At 67.8% G+C, this 22783-nt stretch carries 18 protein-coding genes, 1 tRNA gene and 1 pseudogene; 8 read left to right on the top strand and 12 right to left on the bottom strand.

The window, feature by feature from the left end; genetic code table 11:
* Window positions 1-430 precede the first annotated feature (430 nt).
* The gene (locus ACFU5V_RS37655; RefSeq protein WP_378430017.1) at window positions 431-772 is read left to right on the top strand and encodes a WhiB family transcriptional regulator; all 342 of its coding nucleotides are present in this window, start codon (window positions 431-433) and stop codon (window positions 770-772) included.
* Between the two features lie 41 nt (window positions 773-813).
* On the opposite strand, the gene ACFU5V_RS37650 is transcribed toward ACFU5V_RS37655, so the two are convergent.
* From ACFU5V_RS37650 to ACFU5V_RS37640, 3 genes are all read right to left on the bottom strand, one after another.
* Window positions 814-2151, bottom strand: coding sequence for an ABC1 kinase family protein (locus ACFU5V_RS37650; RefSeq protein ID WP_378705978.1), 1338 nt, complete (start codon window positions 2149-2151; stop codon window positions 814-816).
* Window positions 2151-3041: a hypothetical protein gene (locus ACFU5V_RS37645; protein ID WP_378705926.1), complete on the bottom strand. Its 891-nt coding sequence runs from the start codon at window positions 3039-3041 to the stop codon at window positions 2151-2153. Before ACFU5V_RS37645 ends, ACFU5V_RS37650 begins: the two co-directional genes overlap by 1 nt.
* 119 nt (window positions 3042-3160) lie before the next feature.
* A complete protein-coding gene (locus ACFU5V_RS37640) occupies window positions 3161-4588 on the bottom strand; it encodes a zinc-dependent metalloprotease (RefSeq protein WP_378705924.1) in 1428 nt (475 codons plus the stop codon).
* 113 nt (window positions 4589-4701) lie between these two features.
* Here ACFU5V_RS37640 and ACFU5V_RS37635 point away from each other — a divergent pair, with 113 nt between their 5' ends.
* The gene (locus tag ACFU5V_RS37635; protein WP_378705922.1) at window positions 4702-5724 is read left to right on the top strand and encodes a PDZ domain-containing protein; all 1023 of its coding nucleotides are present in this window, start codon (window positions 4702-4704) and stop codon (window positions 5722-5724) included.
* Between the two features lie 30 nt (window positions 5725-5754).
* Here the strand turns inward: ACFU5V_RS37635 and ACFU5V_RS37630 are convergent, their stop codons facing one another.
* Window positions 5755-6366 carry a PPA1309 family protein gene (locus ACFU5V_RS37630; protein ID WP_015890149.1) on the bottom strand — a complete coding sequence of 204 codons (612 nt, stop codon included), beginning with the start codon at window positions 6364-6366 and terminating at the stop codon, window positions 5755-5757.
* A 156-nt stretch (window positions 6367-6522) separates the two neighbouring features.
* On the opposite strand from ACFU5V_RS37630, the gene ACFU5V_RS37625 reads away from it, so the two are divergent.
* Complete coding sequence (locus ACFU5V_RS37625; protein ID WP_378705920.1) at window positions 6523-9504, top strand: UPF0182 family protein; 2982 nt, start codon at window positions 6523-6525, stop codon at window positions 9502-9504.
* Between the two features lie 78 nt (window positions 9505-9582).
* On the opposite strand, the gene ACFU5V_RS37620 is transcribed toward ACFU5V_RS37625, so the two are convergent.
* Together ACFU5V_RS37620 and ACFU5V_RS37615 are read right to left on the bottom strand one after the other, a co-directional pair.
* Entirely contained in the window at window positions 9583-10137 is a 555-nt protein-coding gene (locus ACFU5V_RS37620) for a transglycosylase family protein (RefSeq protein ID WP_378705918.1), read from the bottom strand.
* A 478-nt stretch (window positions 10138-10615) separates the two neighbouring features.
* Window positions 10616-10948, bottom strand: a complete 333-nt coding sequence (locus ACFU5V_RS37615) for a transglycosylase family protein (RefSeq protein WP_378705916.1) — start codon at window positions 10946-10948, stop codon at window positions 10616-10618.
* A 440-nt stretch (window positions 10949-11388) separates the two neighbouring features.
* On the opposite strand from ACFU5V_RS37615, the gene ACFU5V_RS37610 reads away from it, so the two are divergent.
* A tRNA-Met gene (locus ACFU5V_RS37610) sits at window positions 11389-11465 on the top strand.
* Window positions 11466-11568: 103 nt separating this feature from the next.
* Here ACFU5V_RS37610 and ACFU5V_RS37605 read toward each other — a convergent pair.
* Window positions 11569-13203, bottom strand: a complete 1635-nt coding sequence (locus ACFU5V_RS37605; RefSeq protein WP_378705914.1) for an acyl-CoA synthetase — start codon at window positions 13201-13203, stop codon at window positions 11569-11571.
* Between the two features lie 80 nt (window positions 13204-13283).
* A complete protein-coding gene (locus ACFU5V_RS37600) occupies window positions 13284-14045 on the bottom strand; it encodes an MBL fold metallo-hydrolase (RefSeq protein ID WP_378705912.1) in 762 nt (253 codons plus the stop codon).
* 97 nt (window positions 14046-14142) lie between these two features.
* Here ACFU5V_RS37600 and ACFU5V_RS37595 point away from each other — a divergent pair, with 97 nt between their 5' ends.
* A complete protein-coding gene (locus tag ACFU5V_RS37595; RefSeq protein ID WP_378705910.1) occupies window positions 14143-16134 on the top strand; it encodes an alkaline phosphatase family protein in 1992 nt (663 codons plus the stop codon).
* Between the two features lie 36 nt (window positions 16135-16170).
* On the opposite strand, the gene ACFU5V_RS37590 is transcribed toward ACFU5V_RS37595, so the two are convergent.
* From ACFU5V_RS37590 to ACFU5V_RS37575, 4 genes are all read right to left on the bottom strand, one after another.
* Window positions 16171-17376 (bottom strand): acyl-CoA dehydrogenase family protein, encoded by a 1206-nt coding sequence (locus tag ACFU5V_RS37590; RefSeq protein WP_378430561.1) that lies wholly within the window; start codon window positions 17374-17376, stop codon window positions 16171-16173.
* 28 nt (window positions 17377-17404) lie between these two features.
* Complete coding sequence (locus tag ACFU5V_RS37585) at window positions 17405-18817, bottom strand: acyl-CoA dehydrogenase family protein (protein WP_378430560.1); 1413 nt, start codon at window positions 18815-18817, stop codon at window positions 17405-17407.
* 215 nt (window positions 18818-19032) lie between these two features.
* A complete protein-coding gene (gene hisN / locus ACFU5V_RS37580; RefSeq protein ID WP_378430559.1) occupies window positions 19033-19815 on the bottom strand; it encodes a histidinol-phosphatase in 783 nt (260 codons plus the stop codon).
* A 36-nt stretch (window positions 19816-19851) separates the two neighbouring features.
* A complete protein-coding gene (locus ACFU5V_RS37575; RefSeq protein WP_378705907.1) occupies window positions 19852-20346 on the bottom strand; it encodes a beta-class carbonic anhydrase in 495 nt (164 codons plus the stop codon).
* Between the two features lie 166 nt (window positions 20347-20512).
* On the opposite strand from ACFU5V_RS37575, the gene prfB reads away from it, so the two are divergent.
* The 3 genes and pseudogenes from prfB to ACFU5V_RS37560 form a co-directional block, all read left to right on the top strand.
* Entirely contained in the window at window positions 20513-21619 is a 1107-nt protein-coding gene (gene prfB / locus ACFU5V_RS37570; RefSeq protein WP_378430557.1) for a peptide chain release factor 2, read from the top strand.
* A gap of 5 nt (window positions 21620-21624) precedes the next feature.
* Entirely contained in the window at window positions 21625-22521 is an 897-nt protein-coding gene (locus ACFU5V_RS37565) for a mechanosensitive ion channel family protein (RefSeq protein WP_378430568.1), read from the top strand.
* Window positions 22518-22783, top strand: a pseudogene (locus ACFU5V_RS37560) (hypothetical protein); the annotation flags it as partial. The gene ACFU5V_RS37565 and the pseudogene ACFU5V_RS37560, both read left to right, overlap by 4 nt.

Raw genomic sequence — 22783 nt, 5'->3', positions numbered from 1 at the left:
CATAGCACGCATCACCGCAGGTCAAAAATAGGTTGTGCGGTTCTGGAGAATTGCCTACTGTGGTTTCAGTGCGCGGGGAGACCCGTGTGGTTCACATCGGATCGAGAAGAAATGGAGGTGGCAGTGAAATGACGAAGTTCCAAGCACATGAGACGGCAGTCGCTGCTGCCTCCGCGTTGTTCGGCATGAACGCGGCGGAACCGGCACCGGCGATCGTCTGGTCGGCAGCCCGTCGTCGTCCCGCAACAGCAGTCGAGTCCGTGTATCGGAGTTGTCGAGGAATTCCTCGATAGATCAACTCCCACCGTCTTTTCAAGGCCACGGACCCGCATCGCGGACCGTGGCCTTCGTAGTTCGAGCACCTTTCCCGCTCGCAGCCTCGGCTCTGGTTCGCACCCATTTCAACGAACCGAAGAGAATAACCGTCGCAATGAGAGCAGAGGAGAACGACGTGTCTACCGTGACATGCCGAGGGGTATCCGAAACCTCAACCGCCACAAGCGGATTTGTTCAGATAGTGACTGCGCGTGGTGACCTGCCGTGCCGGGTCGACGACCCCGACCTGTGGTTTGCGGACTCTCCCACCGAGCTGGAGCAGGCGAAGGCGCTGTGCGCGTCGTGCCCGATCCGCTCCCGCTGCCTCGACGCCGCCCTCGATCGAGGTGAGCCGTGGGGCGTGTGGGGTGGGGAGATCTTCGACCAGGGTGTCGTGATCGCCCGCAAGCGTCCCCGTGGACGTCCCCGCAAGACGCCGGCTCTGGTGTGTGCGTAGCACCTGTGAGTACTTGTCAACCGCCCGCGGTTGACAAGTACTCACAGGTCGGGGGCCACGAACCCGGGGAGCCACCGGGTGAGGATCGCCATGTACGGCGCGTACGCGTCCAGTTGGGCGCAGATCCCCACCGAGCCGACGAGAACCCGGAAGATCATCAGATACTCGGCGGGCAGATTCAGTGCCCGGGCGGTGCGGAACTGCGCGCTGTTGAAGTCGGTTGCGGAACCCGCCGCCTTCTGCAGCCAGGCGCGGGTGAAGTGGAACGATTCGGTACGGATCGGATCGGTGACGGGACGCAGATAGTCGGCGATCTCCTTGTCGGTCACCGTTCTGCCCGGCAGGACGAATCCGTTGGCGTGCAGCAACTCCGTCAGTTCGTCGAACTGTTCGTGGAGAGCCAGCCGGACCATTGCCCCGAGCACCGGTGGGAGTCCGTGCGGAAACGGTGCCGCGGCACCGAAATCGATGACCCCGAGGCGACCGTCGCTGTGCAGCATGAAGTTACCCGGATGCGGGTCGCAGTGGAGCAGGCCGACGCGAGCGGGGGACGCGAAGTGGAACTCGGCGAGCAGTGCGCCGGCGGTGTTGCGTTCCTCTGCGGTGCCGTCGGCGATGATGGCCGACAGCGGTTTCGCCGACATCCATTCGGTGACCACCACCTTGGGTGCGCTGGCGACGACGTGCGGAATCGCGAACTGCGGGTCGCCGTCGTACACCTTCGCGAAGCGGCGCTGATTGTTCGCCTCGATCCGGTAGTCGAGTTCTTCCTCGGTGCGGGCGGTGAATTCGTCGATGACCGGCCGCACGTCGACCCCCGGCATGACCGAGGCGAACAGACCCGCGAACCGTCCCAGTGTCTTCAGGTCGGCGCGCAGCGCTTCGTCGGCGCCGGGGTACTGGACCTTGACGGCCACGTCGCGGCCGTCGGCCCACACGGCGCGATGAACCTGGCCGATGCTGGCCGAGGCGGTCGGGGTGTCGTCGAACGACTGGAACCGCTCCCGCCACTTGGTGCCCAACTGCTGGTCGAGCATCCGGTGGACGGCCTTCGCGGGCAGCGGAGGTGCCTGCGCCTGCAGCTTGTTCAGCGATTCACGGTACGGTTCCGCGAACTCCTCGGGGATCGCCGCCTCCATGACACTGAGCGCCTGGCCCAGTTTCATGGCGCCGCCCTTGAGTTCGCCGAGTACGGCGAACAACTGCTCGGCGGCCTTCGCGCTCAGCTGGGCGTCGATCTCGTCCCTGTCGCCCCCGGTGAGTTTCCGGCCGAACCCCATCGCGGCACGTCCCGCGATCCCCAACGGGATGCTCGCGAGTTTCGCGGTGCGGGCAGAACTCCTGCGGGGGATGTCGGGCACCCCACCATCATGCATCATCACCGATGCCGGTTCGATTCGCCCACGGCGGGCGCCAGATACGTGCAGCTGCAACTCGCCTGCCTCGGCCAGTGCCGCGTCACCAGCCGATGCGCCCCCAGGTCGATTTCGAGCGTGGCGTCGAGACTGCTGGGCGGAGCGCCGCGCGGGGCGGAGAGCACGGCCTCGAGTTGGCCGAGCGCGACCGCGGCCGTGGCCATGATCACGGCCGGACTCGCGTGCCCGACCGTGCCGAGGAGCTGAGCGGACAGGTGCGGCCAGTCCTCGTCGTACGCGGAGCGGAGGAGATCGGCGCAGCGCAGGCAACTCGTGTGGCCCGGCAGGACGAGCGGACCGACCACACCGCGGCCGTCCCGCAGCCGGACCTGCAGGTGCGGTATCCCGTTCTGGACCAGGTCCGCAGCGAGACGAGGGTCTGCCACCAGGTCGTCCGCGAGCACGACACACAGGGCGTTCCACCGCCGGACGTCGCCGTCGGCGGAGTAGCGGAACGAGCGGGAGACCCGGACGCCGCCGTCGGTGAGCCCGGCGGACACCGCATCCGACAGCGGTCCGCGCCCGTGCACGCGGATGGTGATCGTGTCCGCGTCAGGCGACGTGCCTGCGACGTCGATCAGACCGGCGCGATCCAGATCGCCGAGCAGCTTCGACACATCCGTCGGCGCCAGGCCGTACCCGACGGCCGTCCACAGGATGTGCGGCCGCGTGTTCTTGCCGTCGAGCAGTCGGATGACGGCGAGGAGTTGCTCGGTCCGTATTCCGGGCGGCGGGGAGAGGACGAGTGCGCGCTCGGGATCCCAGCCGAACTGCACCCGCCCGTCGGGACGGACGAGCACGGCGATCCGGGGATCGAGAGTGACACCGACGGGGTGCGGGTGCGAGATGGTCACGCACCGAGGATTCCAGCCCACGACCGGTCGCCGGCCCGGAAAAGACGAGTTGTCCACAGGCCGAAACGTGCTCCGATCTGCGGACTTCCCGCTACCGACAAAGTGGTGCGATCAGGGGGTCACAACTCCGGTTCGTCGTCCTTGCCGGACTTGCCGCGTTCGGCCTCCTCGGCCCGCTCGCGGGCCTCCGTCGCCTCCAGCTGCGCCATCGGATTGTCGAAGTCGCCGCCGTCGCCGCCGCCGAGAACCCGCTCGACGAACGCGTCCGGACTGTCGAGGTCGGACGAGTCGGGGAGCAGGTCGGGGTGGGCCCACACGCCGTCACGGGCGTCGACGGTCGACTCGGACGTCAGGCGGGTCCACAGCTGCGCGGCTTCCCGGACCTTGCGCGGACGCAGTTCGAGTCCGACGAGCGTCGCGAACGTCTGCTCGGCGGGTCCCCCGGTCGCGCGCCTGCGGCGGAGCGTCTCGCTGAGGGCCGCGACGCCGGGGAGGCGGTCGTTCAGCGCCGACGCGACGACGACCTCGACCCAGCCCTCGATGAGGGCGAGCAGCGTCTCGAGTCGCTCGAGGGCCTGCTTCTGCTCGGGTGTGGTCTGCGGTTCGAACGCACCCTGCTGCAGGATGTTCTCGAGCTGCGACGGATCGGTCAGCGCGGACGGATCGAGCCCCTTCGCCATGTCCTCGATGGCGGAGAAGTCCATGGTGATGCCGCGGGCGTACTCCTCGACGGTGGCGAGGAGACGCTGACGCAGCCACGGGACGTGGCTGTACAGGCGCTGGTAGGCGGCCTCACGTGCGGCGAGGAAGACGAGGATCTCCCGGTCGGGCTGTTCGAGCCCCTTGCTGAACCGCTCGACCGCGGCGGGAAGCAGTGCGCCCGTGCCGGCCGGACCGAGGGGGAGACCGATGTCGGTGGAGGTGAGCACCTCCTTCGACAGCTGGCCCAGCGCCTGGCCGAGCTGGGAGCCGAACGCGAGGCCACCCATCTGGCTCATCATGCCGAGCATGGGACCTGCCATCTGCTGTGCCTCTTCGGGCAGGCCCTGCACCCACATGCCCGAGACCTTCTCGGCCACCGGATCGCACAGCCGCTTCCAGGTGTCGAGGGTATTGTCGAGCCAGTCGTTGGGCGTCCACGCGACGGTCTTCGACGCGCCCGCAGGCAGCGTCGTCGCGGCGTCGAGCCACAGTTCGGCGAGCCGTGAGGCGTCGGCGATCGCCTCGGAGTTGCCCTGGGTGATCGGAGCGACCGATCCCATCTGCTGGCGGGCGAGCTTCTTCGCGATCTCGTAGTTGACCGGGCCGGTCTGCTCCCCGGACCCCATCGACGTGCCCATCCCGCTCAGCATCTGACCGAACTGGGTGAGCATCTGGCCGAGGGCGGCCGGGTCGAACCCCCCGGCGGGGAAACCACCCGCCCCGAAACCGAAGTCGCCGGAACCGCCCGCGTTCTTGTCGCGGTCGGGCCCGTTCTGATCCCCCGTGTTCTTGTCACGATCGGGATCGTCGTCGGGTTTGGAGAAGCCGAAGGGCGGATTGCTCATGACTCAACGGTACAAGGCGCATGGTCCGGTGGCTGCCGACCGCGTCACGCTGACGGCGAACACGCGGACGGCCGACAGCGGTGCCCGCCGGTTCGCGCTCTACGCTGGTCCAGGTGAATCGACGGATCGTGACGCTTCTGGCTGCGCTGGCCCCGATCGTGGTACTCGGCATTCTCGGAACGGTGATCAAGGTGCCGTACGTGGCGCTCGGGCCGGGACCCACGTTCAACACCCTCGGCGAAGTCGGTGGTGAACAGGTCGTCGCCATCGAGGGAACGGACGTGGACGAGACCACCGGCCACCTCAACATGACGACGGTCGCCGTGCGCGACGACCTCAACGTGTTCGAAGCGTTCGGACTGTGGGCCAGCGGACGCCAGGGCATCGTGCCCCGCGAGGAGGTCTACCCGCCGGACAAGTCGAAGGACGAGGTCAAGCAGGAGAACGACGCCGACTTCCAGCAGTCGGAGGACAGCGCCGAACTCGCGGCGCTGCACTTCCTGGACGAGCCGGTGGACCTGCGGATCGCCAAGGTCGGTGAGGACGGCCCCTCCCAGGGGCTGCTGCGCGAAGGCGACGTGCTGGTCAGTGTCGACGGAAAGCCGGTGTCGACGGTCGGCGGCGTGCAGGAGGCGGTGGCCGACGTGCCCCCGAACACCGAGGTGCCGATCGTGATCCGGCGTGACGGCGCCGAGACCACGGTGCGGGTGGTGCTCGGTGCCCGCCCGGACGACGAGGCCAAGGGCTACCTGGGGATCACACCGGAGGAGGTCCCGGACGTCCCGTTCACGATCGACTTCCACCTCGCCGACGTGGGCGGCCCCTCGGCGGGACTCATGTTCACGCTCGCGGTGATCGACAAACTCAGCCCGGGTGAACTCAACGGTGGCAAGTTCGTCGCAGGCACCGGCACGATCGACTCCGACGGCGACGTCGGCCCCATCGGCGGGATCAAGTACAAGTTGATCGCCGCGTCCGAGGCGGGCGCCGAGACGTTCCTCGTGCCGGCGAAGAACTGCGACGAGGCCCGCCAGGGCGCACCCGACGGGCTCCGGCTGGTGAGGGTCGAGAACCTCGACGGCGCCGTCGACGCACTCGAGGCCGTCAACTCCGGAGCCGACGCGCCGCACTGCTGATTGCGGCGCGGCCGGTTCCGGTCGACGCGGTCAGTCGTCTTCGGTCGCGTCGAGGGTGGCGTACAGCGCGCTGACGAGATTCGGTGCCAGGTCCTCGTAGGTGAGCAGTTCGATCCCGGCGTACGGGTCGGCGTCCTCGTCGGGGCGCAACTGCATCAGGCACAGCGACGGTCCGTCGCGCAGCACGGCGGCGATGAGCCGGGCGGACCGGCGGTCGGGATGCGACTCGGCCGCGGCCCGTGCGGCGTCGTCGGCGGCGTCGCGGTCGGACAGGAGGGGGACGAGCGCGTCGTCGAGATCGGATTCCGCCTCGGGCGGCAGGACGACGATCTCCTGGACGAGGGCGCATCCGACCACGGACTCGGGCCAGCTGGTGGTGGCGAGGAATTCGTCGAGTGCGCGTGACCCGCCGTCGATGTCGCCGGGGAACGGATCCTGTTCCACCGGGGTCAATTCCGCACCGTCGGCGAGTTGGTCGAGCAGGCTCGGTTCGGCGGCCGCGAGGAGTTCGGTCGGGACGAGTGCGAACATCTGGGGCGGCTGATCCCACCCTCCGGCATCGACGAATTCGACCACCTCACGCACGCAGCGGGCGAGGGCGTCCGTCTCTCGGTTCACATTCTCTTCACTCACAGGACCCATCTTCGCACCCCCGGAACAGGACCGACGGCGGCAACTCTCGGTTGTTACGTAGAGTGGGACGAAACGGTCACGCCCTCGCTGTTTGGGGGTGTGGACCACCGAACGGTGCAGTTGACCGCGGCGTGAGAGCGTCGCCGAGTTCTTGGAGTGTGGCACGTGGGCATGCGGCCCCCCGCAGGTTTACCGTCGTTGTCCAAACGCAGTCGAGTGCTGCTGGTGCTGGCGCTTGTCGTCGCGGCCCTGCTGCTGGTGGGTCCTCGGCTGATCAGCACGTACACGGACTGGTTGTGGTTCGGTGAGGTCGGATTCCGTGGTGTCTTCACCACGGTCCTGATCACCCGTCTGCTGCTCTTCCTCGTGGTGGGGGTGGTGGTCGGCGGAATCGTCTGGCTGGCACTGCTGCTCGCGTACCGTTCGCGGCCGGTGTTCGTGCCCGTGTCGGGTCCCAACGATCCGGTGGCGCGGTACCGCACCACTGTGATGACCCGGCTGCGCCTGTTCGGCCTCGCGATTCCGATCGCGGTGGGACTGCTGGCCGGTCTGATCGCGCAGTCCAGTTGGGTGACGGTGCAGCTGTTCGTCAACGGCGGCGCGTTCGGCGTCGCCGATCCCGAATTCGGCCTCGACGTCGGCTTCTACACGTTCGATCTGCCGTTCTACCGTTTCGTCCTCAACTGGCTGTTCGTGGCGGTGCTGCTGGCGTTCTTCGCGAGCCTGGTGACGCACTACATCTTCGGTGGACTCAAGCTGGCAGGCCGGGGCGGCGCGCTGACCAACGCGGCGCGAGTCCAGTTGGCAGTGCTGGCGGGAACGTTCATTCTCCTCAAGGCCGTCGCGTACTGGTTCGACCGGTATTCCCTGCTGTCGAGCAGCCGCAAGGAGCCCACGTTCACCGGTGGTAGCTACACCGACATGAACGCGGTGCTGCAGGCGAAGCTGATCCTGCTGGCCATCGCGGTCATCTGCGCGGGCGCGTTCTTCGCGGCGATCTTCCTGCGAGATCTGCGGATTCCCGCAATGGCCACAGCCCTTCTCGTGCTCTCGTCGATCCTGGTCGGCGCGGTGTGGCCGCTCGTCGTGGAGCAGTTCTCGGTGCGTCCCAACGCCGCCGACAAGGAGAGCGCCTACATCGAGCGGAACATCGCCGCCACCCGGCAGGCGTACGGCATCACCGACGACAAGGTCGAGTACCAGGACTACCAGGGGTACGGGACGACGCCGCCGCGCGACGTGCCCGCCGACGTCACGACGATCGCGAACACGCGACTGCTGGACCCGAACATCCTGTCGCGGACGTTCACCCAGCAGCAGCAGCTGAAGAACTTCTACGGTTTCCCGCCGACGCTCGACATCGACCGCTACGACATCGACGGGGAGATGCGTGACTACATCGTCGCGGCCCGCGAGTTGTCGTCGAAGAGCCTGACAGGCAACCAGACGGACTGGATCAACAAGCACACCGTCTACACGCACGGCAACGGACTGGTCGCGGCCCCCGCGAACCGGGTGAACGCCGCCGCGGGCGAGTCCGCGGAGGAAGCCGCGAACAGCAACAGCGGTTACCCCGTCTACATGGTCAGCGACATCGCCTCACAGGCGGCGGGCAACCAGGTCATCCCGGTCGAGCAGCCGCGCATCTACTACGGCGAGGTCATCGCCGACACCGATGCCGACTACGCGATCGTCGGCGGCTCCGAGGGTTCGGATCCGCGGGAGTACGACACCGACACCTCGCGCTACACGTACACCGGTTCGGGTGGTGTGCCGATCGGCAACTGGTTCAACCGGCTGGCGTTCGCGGCGAAGTACACCGAACGCAACATCCTGTTCTCCGGAGCGATCGGTTCGGATTCGAAGATCATCTACAACCGGGACCCGCGGGACCGGGTCACCCACGTAGCACCGTGGCTGACCGCGGACGGCGACTCGTACCCGGCCGTCGTCGACGGCAAGGTCGTGTGGATCGTGGACGCCTACACCACACTGCAGGACTACCCGTACGCGCAGCGCAGTTCGCTCGACGGACTCGTCGAGGACAGCATCGACCAGAACACCGGCCGCCTCCTGCCGCGCAAGGAGGTGTCCTACATCCGCAACTCGGTGAAGGCCACCGTCGACGCGTACGACGGCACCGTGAAGCTCTACCAGGTGGACCAGAACGATCCCGTGCTCGATGCGTGGATGGGTGTGTTCCCCGACGCCGTGCAGCCTGCGGACTCGATTCCGGACGAATTGCGCGCGCACTTCCGTTATCCCGAGGACCTGTTCAAGGTGCAGCGCGAGATGCTCGCCAAGTACCACGTGGACGATCCGAAGGAGTTCTTCACCAACAACGCGTTCTGGTCGGTGCCGAGCGATCCCACGATCGACACGAGCGCGAACCAGCCGCCGTATTACGTGCTGGTCGGTGATCCCGAGACCGGGAAACCGTCCTTCAACCTGACCAGTGCGATGGTGGGGTACAGCCGCGAGTTCCTGTCCGCCTATCTGTCGGTGAAATCGGACCCGGAGAACTACGGCAAGTTCACGGTGCTCCAATTGCCGACGGACACCCAGACCCAGGGTCCGCAGCAGACGCAGAACTCGATGATCTCGGATCCGCGCGTGGCGTCGGAGCGAACGCTGCTCGAGAGATCGAACAAGATTCAGTACGGCAACCTGCTGACACTGCCGATCGCGAACGGCGGAATCCTGTACGTCGAACCGATGTATACGGAGCGAAGTTCGACGGGCCCGAACACGTCGACGTTCCCGCAGCTGTCCCGAGTGCTGGTGAGCTACCGCGAGCCGCCGCCGAGTAACAGTGTGCGCGTCGGGTACGCCCCGACTCTGGCACAGGCGCTCGACCAGGTGTTCGGTGCCGGCACGGGCTCGGTGGCGACGGCGCCCAGCGCCGAGGAGGGGACACCTCCGGACACTGGTACGACGCCGCCCGTCGACCAGGGTGCGGCACAGCCGGCGCCCACCGCACCGGCGACCCCGCCGTCCGGTACGGACGTCTCGGCGGCGGTGGCGGAGCTGGACGCGTCGCTCGACGCGTTGACGTCGGCGCAGCGCAGCGGTGACTTCGCGGCATACGGCGCGGCCCTCGCCCGGGTGCAGAAGGCGGTCGCCGCGTACGAGGCGATCCCGAAGTAGAGGCGTTTCACCGGGAAAGCGAACGAGGCCCTGTCATCCGAACCGGATGACAGGGCCTCGTCGTATGCGAGCGGAAGATCAGCGCAGTGCGTCGACCAGCTGCGGGTTGGCGTCCACCAGCTGCTGGAACTGCTGTCCGTAGCCGTTCTGCTCGGCGACCTGACGTGCGGCGTCCAGGGCCTGCTGCGCGGCGGGCTGGACCGGGGCGGGCGCCTGGACCTGTGCCGGTGCCGCGGGGGCGGGGGCCGGGGTGGGCTCCGGCGCGGGCGCGGGGGCCTCGGCGACGTCGCCGCCACCGGTGGTCAGGTACTGGCCGCACACGGGCCAGGCGCCCTGGCCCTGCGTCGCGAGAACATTCTCGGCCACCCGGACCTGCTCGGCCTTGCTGGCGTTCGATGCCGAGCCGCTGCCGCCGTTGGCCTCCCAGGTGCTCTGCGAGAACTGCAGGCCGCCGTAGTAGCCGTTTCCGGTGTTGATTCCCCAGTTGCCGCCGCTCTCGCACGCTGCGACGCCGTCCCAGTTGTGGGAGGCGGCGGAGGCGGTGCCGGCGCTCAGTCCGAGCGGGACGGCGACGACGGCTCCGGTGACGGCGATCCAGCCGAGGGCACGCTTGCTGATGCTGTGATGGGTCATGCGGGGTCAATCCTCTCCGCGCTTGCTGGCGTGGCCGGCCTGCGGGCGACGACGTTCGCGTCGTCGCACCGGGCTGCGATTTCTGTGCCGCGTCCCTGCCCCTCGAAGGTTTCGGGGATTCCGAACCCGCGGGGCAGAGCTAGCAGCGGCGGGCCGGCTTTCGCCCGGTTGTTTCGGGCCGAGAGCGACCGTACGGGAGCTTCGCCCGCAGTTCACCTGGCGAAATTGGTGGACAGTTGTCCGGTACCGAGTGGGAATTCGGCCTGTTTTTGCAGGTCAAATGCTGTCGATATCGTTTCGGAGTTGATTCGTTACACTGCTGTTATGTGACGGGTATCACGACGAATTTGTGGAGCGGCTCACGCGGAAATGGCGGGGAAACGGCTCGTGATGATGTATGCCGATGCCCTGCAACGCGCGAGTGCCCTGCGCGCGGTCGTGCTGCGCGCAGGGCACTCGGGCATGTGTGGGGTGCGGATCAGAGGTACTGTCCGCAGACCGGCCAGGCGCCGGGTCCCTGGGTTGCCAGGACGTTCTCGGCAACGCGGATCTGCTCCTCGCGCGAGGCGTTCGCCGGCGAGCCGGAGCCGCCGTTCGCGGCCCAGGTGCTGTCGGTGAACTGCAGGCCGCCCGAGAAGCCGTTTCCGGTGTCGGCGGCCCAGTTTCCGCTGCTCTCGCACGCCGCGACAGCGTCCCAGTCTCCGGAAGCGGCCGAAGCGGTGCCGGTGCTCAGGCCGAGCGGCACTCCGATGACTGCTCCGGTGAGTGCGACTGCGCCCATGGTCCGCTTGACGATGCTGGAATTGAACATGTGGTTGGTTCCTCTCCGCGCCTGCCGACGAGGTGGTCGTGTGAGTGACGGCTGGTGTGCCGACCCGGTGATCGATCTGTCCTCGTCCTGCCCCTCGAGGTGTCGGGATTCCGGATCCCGCTGGGGCAGGTCGAGCTGCGGCGGGTCGGCGTTGCCCGTTGGTTTCGGGCTGGCAACGAACGTACGCGGCGATCACGGAATGGTCACGGGTCGATTTTCTGTGACGGGCGTCCAAATACTGGGATGAACGCACCGCGTTTCCGCAGGTCGACCCACGAGTTGCGGGTTCCGAAAACGTTACAGATTTTCCCGAAAGTGTGACACAGGTCATAACTTTTAGGTAACGGATGTGACTCGGGTGGTGCTGAAAGATTGCTAGTCGGCCTCTTTTCGGGCGATTTGCAATCCGTTCGTTCGCTCGTGTAACTTTGTTCATGCAGCGCGGGGTGGAGCAGCTCGGTAGCTCGCTGGGCTCATAACCCAGAGGTCGCAGGTTCAAATCCTGTCCCCGCTACCACCGAAGAACCGGTGTCCTGGATTCCAGGACACCGGTTCTTTTTTGTCTCCGTATTCGGTGTCGTGACCGGCGCCGGAACGCCGAGCGGGGTGCAGGCCGTCGATCAGCTTTCCGAGACGTCCATCTCGATCAGGACGCGGCGCAGCAACTTGCCGGTCGCATTGCGGGGGAGTTCCTCGATGAAGATGATCTCGCGGGGCACTTTGTACCGCGCCAGGTTCGCCTTGACGTGAGCCTTCATTTCCTCGGCGTCCTTCGCGGCCCCGGGAGCGAGCACGACGAAAGCCCTGAGACGATGGCCGAACTCGGAGTCCTCGACGCCGATCACCGCGGCCTCGAGCACGTCCTCGCGGTCGGCGAGCAGGTTCTCGACTTCGAGCGGGTAGACGTTCTCGCCGCCGGAGACGATCATGTCGTCGTCGCGGCCGTCCACGAAGAGCAGGCCGTTGCGGTCGAAGTGCCCGACGTCGCCGGTCGACAGCAGACCGTTGATGCGCTCCTTGTCGCGACCGTCGGTGTATCCGGAGAAGCTGAGACCATTGGCGACGAAGATGCGTCCGACGGTGTCGGGTTCGGTGATCCGTCGACTCGACTCGTCGTACAGCTCCACGTGGCACGTGACGGGAGCCCGGCCCGCGGTACCCGGCGCCAGTTCGAGGTCGGCGGGTGTCGCGACGGTGGCGACGGCGACCTCGGTGGAGCCGTACAGGTTGTGGAGCACCGTGCCGAACGCGGCGGTGGTGCGCTTGCAGAGGTCGGGGGAGAGCGCGGACCCGGCCGCGAAGATGATCTTCAGGCTCGACGTGTCGTACTTCGCCAAGGTCTCCGGTCCGAGATCGATGATGCGCTGCAACATGGTGGGGACGACGACGAGCGTGTCGCACCGGTGCTTCTCGACCAGGCGAATCGTGTTCTCCGGATCGAACTTCCGATGCATCACCACGGTCTGTCCCAGCGCCAGCGCGAGCGCGAACTGGGAAACTCCCGTGCCGTGGAAGGCGGGGGCAGCCATCATCATCGTCTGGCCGCGCCGCAGTGGAACCCGGTCGAGGAACTGTGCCGACGCGAGCGGCGACGTGTGTCCGCGGGGAGCGCCCTTCGGCGTGCCGGTGGTGCCACTGGTGAGGAGGACGAATCCGCCCAGCGCGGACGGTGCGGGCAGTGGAGCGCGGTCCCGGCCCTGCATCGCCTCGTCGAGCGTGCGGACCCGGGACGACGAATTCTCGTCCGCCCACGAACGATAGACGAGCACCTCGTCCGGGAGGGCCTCGGCGACCTGGTGGAATTCGTCGTCGTACACGAAGGCCTGCACCTGCTCGCGGGCAGCGACGTCGACGAGTTGCGGCCGGGCGAAACCGGTGTTCATCAGCACCAGCTTGGTGCCGTTCTTGGCGGCGGCGAGCATCGTGAGCACCAGGCCACGATGATTGCGGCACATGCATCCCATGACGGAACCCGCAGTGATGCCGTCGGCCTGCCACGCACGCACCAGGGCGTTGGACTGTTCCTCGATGTCGGCGTAGGTGAGGGGGCCGCGCTCGTCGACGATGGCCACCGCGTCCAGGCCTGCCTCGGCGTTCGCGTGGACGGGTCCTGCGAACGGACCGTACTTCCGCACCGCCAGAATCGATCGGACGCCCTGGTCGACTCGGGGAAACGGGACGAGGCCTGCGCGGTTCATCACCCGCACAGCTCCCACGGCGTCCGTCAGCTTGGTGAGCACGTGCTGCACTGACATGTCGAACCCTTCGGATAGGCGGGACCGTGTCACCAGTCAGGGTAGAGGACAGCGGCACCGGTGCCGGTCGTAACCGACAGTCACCGCAATGTCTCGCCCGGCTCCAGTTCGACTGCCTTCAGGCCGTCCGCGTCCGCGTGACGGACGAACTCGCCACCGGGGCCGTGGAATCGGCGGGGCCGGACCGCGTCCATTCCGATCGGCCACAGCGTGCCGAAGTGGATCGGGATCGACACCGCGGCGGCCACGGACCTCGCCGCGGCGGCGGCCGATTCCGGATCCATGTGTCCCGGTCCGAGATTCGGCCCCCACCCTCCGACCGGCAGCAGTGCGACGTCGCAGCGCGGAACCCACTCCGCCATCGCGGGGTCGAACGCGGTGTCCCCGGCGAAATACGTGGACGCCGCGCCGTCGACGACGTAACCCAGCGCCTGCGCCCGCTGCGGGCCCCGGCGCCACCGCCTGCCGTCGTGCACGGCGGGTACCGCGCGCACCGTCACCGAACCGAGTCGCACGTCCTGACCGGGCGACAACTCGATCAGCCGGTCGCCGAACGCCCGCAGTCCCGCAAACGCGTTCACCGCGCCGCGGGGAACGACGATCGGAACGTCGTTGCCGATCAGGGTGAGCGAGGGCAGGTGGGTGTGGTCGGCGTGCAGATGGGACAGCAGCACGGCGTCGGGCCGCACCGGGTCGGCCATCGGGTCGGGGCCGCGGCGACGCCGCAGGTGAGCCACCCGTGCCGTCAGCACCGGGTCCGTCAGGATCGTCGTGCCGGTGTCCGTGATCTCGACCGTCGCATGCCCTCGCCACCGGATGAGCACCCCTGCGTTCTCGGTCATGGCGGTCCCGTTCGCTCGTCGCGGTGACGCTGCTGCGGTGAGTTCCGCCGCGCCACTCCCTGTCAGACCTTACGATCCCCCAAAAGGGAGGTCTGCGATGCGCTCTCTGGGCTCGGCGGCCAGGACGATCACCGAATTTCTCGTGCTGTGGCTCGTCTCCGCCGTCGCACTGGTCCTGACCGACCTGATCCTGCCGGGGGTCCGGCTGCAGCCGACACCTGCGGGCGGTCCCTTCGACACCATCCCGGCAGCATTGTTCCTCGCCCTCGTGTACGGACTGCTGTCGGTCACCCTGTGGCCGTTGCTCGTGCGCGCGATGCTGTGGGTCGGTCCCGCGCTGCTGTTCCTGGGCGTGTTCGCCGGGAACTGGCTGATCATGGTGCTCGCCGTGCGGGTCGTCCCGGTCGCCACCACGGAACGGGTCGCCGACGTGCTGGTGCTGGCCCTGGTGATGTCCGTCGTCGGTTCCGGTGTCGCCGGAGCCATCGCGGCCAGGCGTGACGACACGTACCGTTTGATGCTGGTGCGCCGCAACCGGTCCCGGCTGCGACGTCGCGGGGGTGCGGACGCGGCGCCGGGGGAGCCCGGGCTGCTCTGCATCCAGATCGACGGACTCGGCCACGCGGTGCTGCAACGCGCGATCCGCGACGGCGTCACGCCGCACCTCGCCGGGCTCGTGCACCGGGGCTCCCACGTCCTGGCGTCCTGGCACACGGATTGGAGCAGTCAGACCGGTGCGAGCCAGCTCGGGATCCTGCACGGTGACAACCACAACGTGCCCGCGTTCCGGTGGTACGACAAGACCCGCGGCACCGTCGCCGTCTTCAGCAATCCCGCCGACAACGCCGCCCGCGAACTCGAGCGCGCGCACCTGCCCGGTCTTCTCACCGGGGGAGCCAGCCGCGGCAACCTGGTCACCGGCGGCGCCGACGACAACGTCCTCGTGGTCAGCCGGATGCGAGGCGCCCGGATGGGGGGCAGGGCAACCGGATACGCCGACTACTTCGTCGACCCGGCGAGCGCCGTGCGCACCGCGGTCCGGCTCGTCGCCGAGGTGCTGCGGGAAAACGTGCAGGCGTACCGGCAACGCCGCGCCGACGTCGTCCCGCGCGTCCGGCGGGGTGGGCTGTATCCGCTGGTCCGTGCGTTCACGACGGTCGTCGAGACGGACGTCGTCGTCGCCGCGGTCGTCGGCGATCTCATCGCGGGCCGCAGCCCCGTGTACGTCGACCTGGTCGGGTACGACGAGGTCGCCCACCACTCCGGTGTCGAACGCCCCGAGACGCGTAAGGTCCTGCGCACACTCGACGCCGAGATCGGGTTGATCGCCGCTGTCGCCGCCCAGGCGGGCAGGCCCTACCGCATCGTCGTGCTGTCGGATCACGGGCAGAGTCAGGGGGCCACGTTCCGCGACCGCTACGGCAAGGGCGTCGAGGACATCGTGCTCGACGCCTGCCATGCACCGGGTCGCCGCGGGGGTGCCTCCGTCACGCTCGGCAGCCGTGGGCGCGGCGCCGAGGGCCTCGGCTATGCCGAGGCCAGCCTCAGGTCGGAAGCGGCTCCCGACGTCGCCGTCACCCCGGGCGAGAATCCGGTGGTCCTCGCGTCGGGCAATCTCGGTCTGGTCAGCTTCCCGCAGCTGCCGGGCCGGGCCACCCGCGAATGGATCGACGCCCGTTACCCGGACCTGATTCCGGCGCTCGTCACACATCCCGGCATCGGGTTCGTGCTCGTGGCCCGCGACGACGGCGGCTCGGTCGTGCTCGGGCCTGGCGGCAGCATCGACGTCGCCACCGGTGCGGTCGACGGTGTCGATCCGCTCACCGATTTCGGGCCCGGCGCCCTCGACCGCGTCCGCCGCACGGACACGTTCGACAACGTCGCCGACCTGATGGTGGGCGGGCGGTACTGGCCGGACACCCGGGAGGTCGCCGCATTCGAAGACCAGGTCGGATCGCACGGCGGGCTCGGTGGACCTCAGAACACGCCGTTCCTGCTGTATCCCGCGGACCTGCCCGCGCCACCGAACCCTCTGCAGGGCGCCGAAGCGGTGCACGAGGTACTGGTCCGGTGGCGCGACCTCGAGTGAATCCCGTTCCCGGACGGGATGGGCCGTGCGCGGGTGCTACTTCAGCTCGGCCGACGACTTCCCGAGCAGACGGCGGGCCACGATCAGCTGCTGGATCTGCTGTGTGCCCTCGAAGATGTCGAGGATCTTCGAGTCGCGTGCCCACTTCTCGAGCAGCGGGCGCTCCGAGTATCCCAACGTGCCGGCGAGCTCGACGGCCTTGAGGGAGATGGCGGTTCCGGTGCGGCCGGCCTTCGCCTTCGACATCGACGCCTCGAGTGAGTTCGGCTTCTTGTTGTCCGCCATCCACGTTGCCCGCAGAGCGAGCAGGTAGGCGGCTTCCCAGTCGGCCTCGAGTTGCAGGAACTCGGCGGCGGCGGCGTGCTGGTTGTACGCGGGGGTGTCGTACGAGATCTCCACACCGGCGTCGGAGAGGATGCTGCGCAGTTCCTCGAGCGCGGCGCGGCCCAGGCCGACCGCCATGCCGGCGACGATCGGACGGGTGTTGTCGAACGTCTGCATGACGCCGGCAAAGCCCTTCTCGACGTTGACCTCCGGCGTGCCGAGCAGGTTGTCCTTCGGGATCCGGCAATCCTGCAGCAGCAGCACTGCGGTGTCCGACGCCTTGACGCCCAGCTTGTGCTCGAGGCGGGCGACGCTCAGGCCCGGGGCGTCGCGCGGGACGACGAACGACTTGATCGCGGCGCGGCCCTTGGTCTTGTCGACGGTGGCCCACACGACGATGTGGGTGGAACGCTCGCCGGCGGTGACGAAGATTTTCTCACCGTTGAGGACGTATTCGTCGCCGTCGAGGACCGCGGTGGTGGTGACGGCGGCGGAGTCGGAACCGAAACCGGGTTCGGTGATCGCCATCGACGCCCACACCTTGCCGAAACGCTCGAGCTGCTCGTCGGTGGCGACCGCCGCGATCGCCGAGTTGCCGAGACCCTGGTACGGGATCGCCAGTGTGAGACCCACGTCGCCCCAGCAGGTTTCGATGACATTCATCAGCGACGACATGTTGCCGCCGTTGACGTTCCCGATGACCTTCGGTTCGTCGCCGCGTCCGAGGGCGGCTCCCGCCGCCCCCTTTCCGGAGTCGTTGAGGCCCTCCACCATGGCGGCCATGGTGTCGAGTTCCTTGGGGTAGGCGTGCTCCGCGAGATCGTACTTGCGGGAGATCGGCCGGAAGATTTCTGCCGCAACCTGGTGCGCCTGGTTCGCGGAGGCTTTGAGCTTCTTGGGAAGTTCGAGGTTGATCATGACTTTTCCTTAGTTCGAATCCGGCCGCTCAGATCAGGACGATGCCCTCGGCGACGCCGATGGCGCGCAGATCGCGGTACCAGCGCTCCACGGGATGTTCCTTGGTGTAACCGTGGCCACCGAGCAGCTGGACGCCGTCGAGACCGATCTGCATGCCCTTCTCGGACGCCAGCTTTCGGGCGAGGGCCGATTCGCGTGCGAAGGAGAGCCCCTGCTCGGCGCGGGAGGCGCCGCGCAACGTGACCAGGCGCAGGCCGTCGAGTTCGATGCCGATGTTCGCGACCATGAACGCGACCGCCTGACGGTTGCTGATCGGCTCACCGAACGCGACCCGCTCGTTGACGTAGGGGATCACGTAGTCGAGAACGGCTTGCCCGGTGCCGACCGCGAGTGACGCCCAGCCGAGGCGGGCCAGCCGGATCGCGTCGGCGTACTCGGCCTTCCGCGCGTCGGCGTCGGCGGCGCCGAGCAGACCCGACTCGGGCACGGCGACGTCGGTGAGGTTGAGCCGGCCGAGCCCCGCGGCGCGCAGGCCCATGCTCGGGTCCGCCTCCACGACGAGTCCCTTGGTGTCGGCCTCGATGATGAAGAAGGACGGCTTGCCGTCGAGTTCGGCCGCCACGATGAACAGTTCCGACGAGGCGGCGGCGGGAACGAGGCTCTTGACGCCGTTGAGCTTGTAGCCGCTGGGGGAGCGGACCGCCTTGGTCTGCAACGCGAACGGATCGAACAGTGCGCGGGGCTCGTTGACGACGACGGCCGCATTCGGGACCTGCTCGCCCGTGAACGACGGCAGGTAGGTCTTCTGCTGGGAGTCGGTGCCCCATTGGGTGAGGGCGACGGCGACGCCGCTCGGCGCGAGGATCGGCAGTGCGAGCCCCATGTCGCCGTGGGCGAGGGCCTCGGCGACGAGGGAGTTGGTGACGGCGCCGCGCTCGCTGGCGGCCCCGTCGAGTTCCTCGGGGACGTTGATGAGGGTGATGCCGAGTTCGGCGGCGCGCTTCACGAGATCCGCCGGTGCGGAGGCGGCAGCGTCGGCGTCGTGCCCGGCGGGCCGCAGGATCTCGGCGGCGAACTCGCGCACGGTCTCGACGATCATCTGCTGCTCGTCGCTCGGCGTGAGGTCGAAGTAGCCGGCTTTGGCGGTCGGGTTGTCGGGGAGGCGTTTCGGTGTGCCGCCGCCGGACACCTTCTGGAATCCGCGGGTCGCGGCGCCGAGTGTCTTGAAGCCGGTCTTGGTGCCTTCGTAGGTCACCCGGTCGATCGTCTGGCGCAGGTTGTACTTCTCGGCCAGATCGGATCCGGTGATCTTGGTCAGCACGCGCATCGCGGCACCCATGGCGTCGCGCTTGACGGGATTCAGTCCGACGGCGGACGTGTCGCGGGGGTTCCGCTTCGCTCTGCCGTTGGGGGCAACAGTGTCTTGCTTGCTCATGATCACCAGCTGTTTCTCGGTGTTCGGGCGTGGACACCAAGTATCTTACTCAGCAGTAAGGTGAGTGTCTACTATCGAGTAAGTTCCGGTGCCCGCGAGCTCCCACCGATCGGGTTCGAGCCCGATTCTCGGGAGGTGCAGGCAGCAGGCATGCGAGAACCGCCCTCCTCGGGAGCCGAGGAGGGCGGGGGTGTATGAGGACTGCTGCCTGTAGTACTGCGTCAGCGCAGTCGGGACAGCGCCTCGTCGTGCAGAAGGGTGTTGGTGGCCAGCGCGCTACCGCCGTGCGGGCCGTCGGCGCCGGCGAGGTTGGTGAACCGGCCACCGGCCTCGCGCACCAGGACGTCGAGAGGTGCGAGATCCCACAACGACACCTCGGGCTCGGCGGCGATGTCGACGGCGCCCTCGGCGAGCAGGCAGTAGGAGAAGAAGTCACCGAATCCGCGGACCCGCCACACATCATCGGTGAGGGCGAGGAACTGCTCGCGGATACCGAGTTCCTTCCACCCGGACAGGCTCGAGAACGTGAGGCTGGCCGAACCCAGCCGGTCTACGGCCGAGACGGTGATCCGAGTGGGCTCGGAGCCGTCGAACGTCGACCAGGCGCCGTGACCCGATGCCGCCCACCAGCGGCGCGCGAGTGCCGGGGCGCTCACGACGCCGACGGTGGGAACGCCGTCCTCGAGCAGCGCGATCAGCGTGGCCCAGACGGGGACGCCCCGCACGAAGTTCTTGGTGCCGTCGATCGGGTCGACCACCCACTGCCGTCCCGAGAACTGCGCGTCGCCGCCGAACTCCTCACCGAGGACGGCGTCGGCGGGCCGCTCGGATTCCAGCGTCGCCCGGACCGCCCGTTCCACCGCGAGATCCGCGTCCGTGACCGGGGTGAGGTCGGGTTTGTCGTCCACCGACAGGTCGAGTGCCCCGAAACGGGCCTTCGTGATCGCGTCCGCCTCGTCGGCGATTCGGAGGGCAAGCTGCAGGTCGGCGTCGAGGTCGGTCACGGTCGCACAGATTACTCGTACCGCGCCGGCCCGAGGTCAGTCGATCTTCACCTCGGCGAGCTTGCCGGTGGCGACGTCGAAGACGAACCCACGCAGGGACGTGGTCGCCGCGACGAAGGGACTGGCCTGGATGCGGCGCAGCGACTGCCGGACGTCCTCGTCGAGATCGGGGAACGCCTCGGCCGACCAGGCCGGTTTGATTCCGACCTCGTCCTGGATGGACTTCTTGAAATCGTCGTCGGTGAACGTGAGCATCCCGCAGTCCGTGTGGTGGATGAGGATGATCTCGGTGGTGCCGAGCAGCCGCTGGCTGATCGCGAGCGAGCGGATCTCGTCGTCCGTCACCACCCCGCCCGCGTTGCGGATGACGTGCGCCTCACCGTCCTGGAGGCCGAGGATCCGGTAGACGTCCAGACGGGCGTCCATGCAGGCGAGGACCGCGACGTGCTTGCTCGGGGGCAGCGGGAGCGGCCCGGTGAATCCGGCGGCGTACTCCTCGTTGTTCTTCAGGTACTGGTCGGTCACGGTCATCGTCGACTCCGTCCGGGATGGCGGCACGAACAAGTGCGTACCCGTGCATGCAACAAGGTGCTTCCGGGGTCCGCAAGGCTTTCACGCCCCGTGATCGGAAGGGGTGACTTCGGCCGGAACGAAGGGGTGACAGGGCACCTGTCCGCACCCGGTAACCTTGGGAACCGTGCATCCCGACGTATCCGCAGACCTCAGCGAGCTCGACACCACCCTCCGCACCGTCGAATCGGTGCTGGACGTGGAGGAGTTGCGCCGCCGCATCGACGAGCTCGAACACCAGGCCGCCGATCCGGAGCTGTGGAACGACCAGGAGCACGCCCAGCAGGTCACCAGCCAGCTGTCGCACTCCCAGGCCGAACTGCGCCGCGTCGAGGAACTGCGCTCGCGGCTCGACGACATGCCGGTGCTCTACGAACTCGCCGAGGACGAGGGCGCGGAGGCCGTCGCGGACGCCGACGCCGAGCGGCACAGCCTGCGCGAGGACATCGCGGCGATGGAAGTCAAGACGATGCTCTCCGGTGAATACGACGAGCGTGACGCGCTGGTCAACATCCGCTCCGGCGCCGGTGGCATCGACGCCGCCGACTGGGCCGAGATGCTGATGCGCATGTACATCCGCTGGGCCGAGAAGCACGGTTACGGCGTCGAGGTCTACGACACGTCCTACGCGGAAGAGGCCGGCATCAAGAGCGCGACGTTCGCGGTCAAGGCGCCGTACAGCTACGGGACGCTCTCCGTCGAGATGGGCACACACCGGCTGGTCCGGATCAGCCCGTTCGACAACCAGGGTCGCCGCCAGACGTCGTTCGCCGAGGTCGAGGTCCTGCCCGTGGTCGAGACCACCGACCACATCGACGTCAACGAGAACGACGTCCGCGTCGACGTGTACCGCTCGTCGGGTCCCGGCGGGCAGTCCGTGAACACCACCGACTCCGCGGTCCGGTTGACGCACATCCCGACCGGCATCGTCGTGACGTGTCAGAACGAGAAGTCGCAGCTGCAGAACAAGGTGTCGGCGATGCGCGTCCTGCAGGCCAAGCTGCTCGAGGTCAAGCGCAAGGAGGAGCGCGCCGAGATGGACGCGCTCAAGGGCGACGGCGGTAGTTCCTGGGGCAACCAGATGCGGTCGTACGTGCTGCACCCGTACCAGATGGTCAAGGATCTGCGCACCGAGTACGAGGTCAACAACCCGTCGGCGGTGCTCGACGGTGACATCGACGGTTTCCTCGAATCCGGCATCCGGTGGCGGATGCGCGAGAATCAGGCGTCCTGATCTCCATGGAAGCGGCGGCGGCAGTGTTCGCTCCCACCCAGAACCTCCTCGACTGGCTCTCGTCGACGGGGCTCGCGGTGTCCCTCACCGTCCTCGGAGCCATCCTGATGGCGCGGTTCGTCAATTGGGGCGGCCGCAAGGTGACCGACCGGATCGACAGCAACTACATGCAGGGCGACGCCCTCGTGCGGTCCGAGGCGACCAAGCACCGGCACTCCGTGGCGCAGGTGATCACGTGGGTGATCATCACCATCATCTACGTCATCGCGACGATGAAGGTTCTCGACCAGCTGAGCCTGCCGATCGGCAGCCTGGTGGCCCCGGCCACCGTGCTCGGTGCGGCGCTCGGTTTCGGTGCGCAGCGCGTCGTGCAGGACATTCTCGCCGGCTTCTTCATCATCACCGAACGCCAGTACGGGTTCGGTGACACGGTGCAACTCGCGGTGACGGGGTCTTCGGAGGACGCCGAGGGTGTGATCGAGGACGTCACGCTCCGGGTCACCCGGATGCGGAACTCGGACGGTGAGGTCATCACCGTTCCCAACGGCCAGATCGTGAAGGCGATCAACCTGTCCAAGGACTGGGCGCGTGCCGTGATCGACGTTCCCGTCCCGGCCACCTCCGACATCAACCGTGTCAACGAGGTGCTCCACCAGGTCGGTGTGGAGGCCTTCGCGGATCGGGGACTGAAGAAGCTACTGCTCGACGAGCCGACGGTGATGGGAGTGGAGAGTCTGACGGTCGACGAGGTCAGTGTCCGCGTCGTGGCGCGGACCTTGCCGGGTAAACAGTTCCAGGTCGGGCGCGCACTGCGCGTGCGCATCGCCACCGCGATGAGACGGCAGGGCATCACCGTCGAACCGGACCTCCAGACGGTCCGGGCAGCGGAGGGCGAGGGATGACCGACGAACCCCGGCGCGGACTGGACCGGATTCTGAACTCCTCGTTCCTTCCCGCCAAGATCCTCGGTGGCCGGGTGCGGACGTCGACGCTGGTGCTGTGCATCCTGTGGGTGGTGCTGTACACGCTGTACACGTACCTCAACCCCGCCGAAGAGATGGTCCAGGGGCCGGTCGCCCCAGCCGTCGTCCCCACCCGGGAGGCGCCGATCCAGGAGACCACGCCGCCGACGTCGGAGTACGAGACGACGGTCGAGTCGACGAC

Source organism: Rhodococcus sp. NPDC057529 (assembly GCF_042802055.1).
Lineage (GTDB): Bacteria > Actinomycetota > Actinomycetes > Mycobacteriales > Mycobacteriaceae > Rhodococcus_F.
The sequence above is the reverse complement of the archived record's forward strand: the minus strand, read 5'-3'. Positions and strand labels throughout refer to the sequence as shown.

Excerpts from the sequence above, each read along its gene's own strand:
- ACFU5V_RS37620 (WP_378705918.1), bottom strand. The coding sequence starts at position 10,137 with ATGACCCATCACAGCATCAGCAAGCGTGCCCTCGGCTGGATCGCCGTC.
- ACFU5V_RS37600 (WP_378705912.1), bottom strand. The coding sequence starts at position 14,045 with ATGACCGAGAACGCAGGGGTGCTCATCCGGTGGCGAGGGCATGCGACG.
- ACFU5V_RS37565 (WP_378430568.1), top strand. The coding sequence starts at position 21,625 with ATGGAAGCGGCGGCGGCAGTGTTCGCTCCCACCCAGAACCTCCTCGAC.
- ACFU5V_RS37650 (WP_378705978.1), bottom strand. The coding sequence starts at position 2,151 with ATGATGCATGATGGTGGGGTGCCCGACATCCCCCGCAGGAGTTCTGCC.
- ACFU5V_RS37575 (WP_378705907.1), bottom strand. The coding sequence starts at position 20,346 with ATGACCGTGACCGACCAGTACCTGAAGAACAACGAGGAGTACGCCGCC.
- ACFU5V_RS37640 (WP_378705924.1), bottom strand. The coding sequence starts at position 4,588 with ATGAGCAATCCGCCCTTCGGCTTCTCCAAACCCGACGACGATCCCGAT.
- ACFU5V_RS37630 (WP_015890149.1), bottom strand. The coding sequence starts at position 6,366 with ATGGGTCCTGTGAGTGAAGAGAATGTGAACCGAGAGACGGACGCCCTC.
- ACFU5V_RS37595 (WP_378705910.1), top strand. The coding sequence starts at position 14,143 with ATGCGCTCTCTGGGCTCGGCGGCCAGGACGATCACCGAATTTCTCGTG.
- ACFU5V_RS37615 (WP_378705916.1), bottom strand. The coding sequence starts at position 10,948 with ATGTTCAATTCCAGCATCGTCAAGCGGACCATGGGCGCAGTCGCACTC.
- ACFU5V_RS37655 (WP_378430017.1), top strand. The coding sequence starts at position 431 with ATGAGAGCAGAGGAGAACGACGTGTCTACCGTGACATGCCGAGGGGTA.
- ACFU5V_RS37605 (WP_378705914.1), bottom strand. The coding sequence starts at position 13,203 with ATGTCAGTGCAGCACGTGCTCACCAAGCTGACGGACGCCGTGGGAGCT.
- ACFU5V_RS37590 (WP_378430561.1), bottom strand. The coding sequence starts at position 17,376 with ATGATCAACCTCGAACTTCCCAAGAAGCTCAAAGCCTCCGCGAACCAG.